The following is a 4,343-nucleotide window of genomic DNA, read 5'->3' on the forward strand; positions in this document are numbered from 1 at the left end:
ACGAAAGCGTGCCATCCGGGGTACAGCATCGCGACGAGCATCGTCGCCGAGCCCACGAGGAACAGACTGCCGAGCGGACGGACGGACGGATAGATGTGTTGGAAGAGGGCGGCCCCGAACTCATAGGGCACGAAGACCATCGTGGTCCCCACGACGAGGCCAAACGCCGCCGCGAACCATTCAACCCGTGCCCGCTCCAGGATGCCCACGGCGGCAGAGTACACAACCCACCCCGGCTGTCAGTGCCGGAGTGGCCTCCCAGCAGCCCGCCCGTCTGGTTCCTAGCGTCGACGCCAGGCGTCGAGCAGATGGCCGACCACGGCGTCCACCCCCACGTCGCGAGTGACCTGGGTGAAGACGAAGGGCCCCTCGCCGCGCATCTTCCGGGCGTCGCGGTCCATCACGCCCAGGTCCGCGCCCACGTGCGGTGCGAGGTCCGTCTTGTTGATGATCAAAAGGTCCGACTGCGTGATGCCGGGCCCGCCCTTGCGCGGCACCTTGTCCCCACCCGCCACGTCGATGACGTACACGGTGTAGTCCGCCAGCTCCCGGCTGTACTGCGCGGCCAGGTTGTCGCCGCCGCTCTCCACGATGAGCAGCTCCGGGTGCAGCTCCTCCATCAGCTGCTCCAGCGCGAGCAGGTTGTGGCTGATGTCCTCGCGGATGGCCGCGTGCGGACAGCCGCCCGTCTCCACCGCCTTGATGCGTTCAGGGGACAGGGCCTGGTTGCGCACCAGGAACTCCGCGTCCTCCTTGGTGAAGATGTCATTGGTCACCACGCCCAGCCGGTACTGGTCGCGCAGCTTCTTGCACAGCGCCAGCACCAGCGCCGTCTTGCCGCTGCCCACCGGGCCGCCAATCCCTATCGTGAAGGCCCGCTGCGAATAGTCGCGCCGGTGCGGCTTGTCGCGCGCGTCGAAGTGGCCCGGGTGGTCCAGCTCCTCGTGCGTGTGCTCGTGCCCGTCCTGCCCATGGCCGCGGTGGTCGTCGTCGTGCATGTCGCTTTCCCTTCGTTCCTTCAGGACAGGAACAGCCTCGAATACAGCCGGTCATGCGAAGCGCCCAGGAGGTCCAGGAGCGGCGCGGGCTGCGCCAGGTCCTCCACGCCCAGGGCGCTGCAATGCGTGAGCACCGCGTCCAGCAGCGGCGTGGCCCCGTGTTGGACCTGATGCGATTCGTGCGTGCCGATGACGCCCATGCGCACCCCGGCGGACAGCGCGCCCCGGAGCGTGAGCGACAGGAAGAGCCGCTGCGCGTCCTCCAGGTCCACCTCCAGCGCGCGCAGCACCGCGCCGAACAAGGGCGCATGGTGGAACTTCACGCCGGCCGCGCGGGCCGCCTCGCGCACCGGCCCCACCGCGTCCGGGAAGATGCGCGCGCAGGTGTCCAGGAAGGCCCTGCCCTGCGTGCGGCTGGCCCGGTGCGCGACGTGGTTGGACAGGAACACGTCCGCCCGCGCGTCCCACGCGGGCAGCGACGCGGGCTCGCGCCACCCGGCGTTCACCAGCGGCAGGCCGCCCAGCCCCGCCTGCCAGAGCAGCGCCTCCACGAAGCGACGCACGTCGCCCGCGCCGCGCACCTCGCCCTGCTGCACCGCGGCCTCCAGCCCGCCCGAGTGCGCGAAGCCCCCGGTGGGAAAACCGGAGTCCGCCAACTGCAACACCCTCCAGCCCGTGCCCATGGCGTGTCCGCTCAGAACAGCGAGTAGCGCTGCGCCAGGGGCAGCCACGTCGCGGGGTCGCAGCGCAGCAGCTCTCCGTCCGCGCGCACCTCGTACGTCTCCGGGTCGACGGTGATGACCGGCAGCGCGTCGTTGAGCCGCATGTCCTTCTTGCCCAGCCTCCGGCAGCCCACCACCGCGGACAGCCGCTTGGTGAGCCCCAGCCCCTGCACGGTGCCTTCCGCCAGCGCACGCCCGGACACGAAGGCGATGCTCGTGGCGCCCCGCGCCCGGCCGCGCGCGCCGAACATCGGGCGCATGATGTAGGGCTGCGGCGTGGGGATGGACGCGTTCGCATCCCCCATCTGCGCCCAGGCGATGAAGCCGCCCTTGAGCACCAGCTCCGGCCGCGCGCCGAAGAACGCGGGCCGCCACAGCACCAGGTCCGCCAGCTTCCCCACCTCCACGGAGCCCACCTCGTGGGACAGCCCGTGGGCGATGGCGGGGTTGATGGTGTACTTGGCCACGTAACGGCGGATGCGCAGGTTGTCGTTGTCCCCCTGCTCTCCGGGAAGGCGTCCGCGCTGCTCGCGCATCTTGTGCGCCGTCTGCCACGTGCGGGTGATGACCTCGCCCACGCGGCCCATGGCCTGGCTGTCGGAGGCCATCATGCTGATGGCGCCCAGGTCGTGGAGGATGTCCTCCGCGGCGATGGTCTCTCCCCGGATGCGGCTCTCCGCGAAGGCCACGTCCTCTGGAATCTCGCGGTCCAGGTGGTGACACACCATGAGCATGTCCAGGTGCTCATCCAGCGTGTTCACCGTGTACGGCCGCGTGGGGTTGGTGGAGCTGGGCAGCACGTTGGGCGCGCCGCACACGCGGATGATGTCCGGGGCGTGGCCGCCGCCCGCGCCCTCGGAGTGGTACGTGTGGATGGTGCGGCCCTTGAACGCGGCCAGCGAGTCATCCACGTAGCCGGACTCGTTGAGCGTGTCCGTGTGGATGGTGACCTGAATGTCCTCGCCATCCGCCAGCGTGAGGCACGTGTCGATGGCGGCGGGCGTGGTGCCCCAGTCCTCGTGCAGCTTGAGGCCGATGGCGCCCGCGCGCACCTGATCCAACAGGCCGTCCGGCAGGGACGTGTTGCCCTTGCCGGTGAGGCCGATGTTCAGGGGCAGCGTGTCCGTGGCCTCCAGCATCCGCTGGAGGTTCCACGCGCCCGGCGTGCAGGTGGTGGCGTTGGTGCCCGTCGCGGGGCCCGTGCCGCCGCCCACCCAGGTGGTGATGCCGCTGGCGATGGCCTCATCCGCCTGCTGCGGGCAGATGAAATGGATGTGCGTGTCCAGCCCGCCCGCGGTGAGGATGAGCCCCTCGCCCGCGATGACCTCCGTGGTGACGCCCACCACCATGCCCGGCGTGACGCCCGCCATGACGTCCGGGTTGCCCGCCTTGCCGATGCCGGCGATGCGCCCCGCCTTCAGGCCCACGTCCGCCTTGAAGATGCCCGTCCAGTCCACGATGAGTGCGTTGGTGATGACGCAGTCGAGCGCGTCCGCGTCCCCCGCGCCCGCGCGCTGGCCCATGCCTTCGCGCAGCACCTTGCCGCCGCCGAACTTGCACTCGTCGCCGTAGACGGTGGCGTCCTTCTCCACCTGGAGCCACAGGCCGGTGTCTCCCAGCCGCACCCGGTCCCCCGTGGTGGGGCCGAACATGTCCGCGTAGTGGCGGCGATCCATTCCGCGGCTCATGAGCGACCTTCCGGGTTCGGGTTCGGGCTCTCGTTCTCGGGTTCGTGACCGAAGCCCTGTTCACGCACGGCCTGGAGCAGGCGCTCGCGGCCCTCGTCGGACACCTTGCCGCTGCCCAGCGCGTTGCCGCCGCGCACCACCTGCTCACCCGCGATGGGGACCAGTGACACCGTCTTCACCTCGCCCGGCTCGAAGCGCACCGCCGTGCCGGCGGGGATGTCCAGCCGGTGGCCGTAGGCGCGGCCCCGGTCGAACACCAGCGCGCGGTTCACTTCCGCGAACGGGTAGTGGCTGCCCACCTGGATGGGCCGGTCGCCCCGGTGCGTGATGCGCAGGGTGATGGCCTCGCGGCCCGCGTTCAACTCCAGCATCCCGCCCTCCGCCTTCACCTGCCCCGGCGGCCCTTCAGGGGACGCGGCCGGCACGGTGAAGCGGTCCAGCGAAGGCACCGGCAGGAAGCTGCCGTAGAGCGCCAGCGTCAGGTCCCCGTGCTCCGCCACCACCGGGTGGTGCACGGTGACGAGCTTGGAGCCGTCCGGGAAGGTGCCCTCCACCTGCACCTCGGCGATCATCTCCGGCACGCCGTCCATCACCTGCGCGCGCCCCAGGAAACGACGCCCCAGGTCCATCAGCTCCGCCACGCTCCTGCCGTCACGGATGAACTCCAGCAACTGGGTGGCGATGAGCGCCATCGCCTCCGGGTAGTTGAGCCGCAGTCCTCGCGCCAGGCGCTTCTGGGCGACGACGCCCGCCTGGTGCAGGAGCAGCTTGTCCACGTCTCGGGGGGACAGGTGCATGAGCCCAACTCCCTCATTTCATCCGGTTGCGGTACGTCAACCGGCCCCGACCCTAGCGCGACGCGTCACCCTGGACCAGGATGGGCGACCGGCCGATGTCTTTCGGCCTCCCCCTCTCCCCCGAGGCCCCCCATGAAG

The 4,343-nt window shown here is 70.6% G+C and carries 5 protein-coding genes; all 5 read right to left on the reverse strand.

Annotated elements, in window-relative coordinates; all coding sequences use genetic code 11:
• Window positions 1–224: hypothetical protein (locus D7Y13_RS45405; RefSeq protein WP_147452603.1), on the reverse strand; the 224-nt coding region annotated here is incomplete at its 3' end.
• A gap of 57 nt (window positions 225–281) precedes the next feature.
• The gene (gene ureG, locus D7Y13_RS39130; protein ID WP_120586087.1) at window positions 282–998 is read right to left on the reverse strand and encodes an urease accessory protein UreG; all 717 of its coding nucleotides are present in this window, start codon (window positions 996–998) and stop codon (window positions 282–284) included.
• A 20-nt stretch (window positions 999–1,018) separates the two neighbouring features.
• A complete protein-coding gene (locus D7Y13_RS39135) occupies window positions 1,019–1,681 on the reverse strand; it encodes an urease accessory protein UreF (RefSeq protein ID WP_120538194.1) in 663 nt (220 codons plus the stop codon).
• A gap of 11 nt (window positions 1,682–1,692) precedes the next feature.
• Window positions 1,693–3,408 carry an urease subunit alpha gene (ureC, locus tag D7Y13_RS39140; RefSeq protein WP_120538193.1) on the reverse strand — a complete coding sequence of 572 codons (1,716 nt, stop codon included), beginning with the start codon at window positions 3,406–3,408 and terminating at the stop codon, window positions 1,693–1,695.
• On the reverse strand, window positions 3,405–4,205 hold the full coding sequence (locus tag D7Y13_RS39145; RefSeq protein ID WP_120586088.1) for an urease subunit gamma: 801 nt from the start codon (window positions 4,203–4,205) through the stop codon (window positions 3,405–3,407). Before D7Y13_RS39145 ends, ureC begins: the two co-directional genes overlap by 4 nt.
• Between the last annotated feature and the right edge of the window lie 138 nt (window positions 4,206–4,343).

Origin of the sequence: Corallococcus praedator (genome assembly GCF_003612125.1) — a bacterium.
GTDB classification, from domain to species: domain Bacteria; phylum Myxococcota; class Myxococcia; order Myxococcales; family Myxococcaceae; genus Corallococcus; species Corallococcus praedator.

Coding starts and splice junctions, on each gene's coding strand:
- ureC (WP_120538193.1), bottom strand. CDS start 3,408: ATGAGCCGCGGAATGGATCGCCGCCACTACGCGGACATGTTCGGCCCC.
- D7Y13_RS39135 (WP_120538194.1), bottom strand. CDS start 1,681: ATGGGCACGGGCTGGAGGGTGTTGCAGTTGGCGGACTCCGGTTTTCCC.
- ureG (WP_120586087.1), bottom strand. CDS start 998: ATGCACGACGACGACCACCGCGGCCATGGGCAGGACGGGCACGAGCAC.
- D7Y13_RS39145 (WP_120586088.1), bottom strand. CDS start 4,205: ATGCACCTGTCCCCCCGAGACGTGGACAAGCTGCTCCTGCACCAGGCG.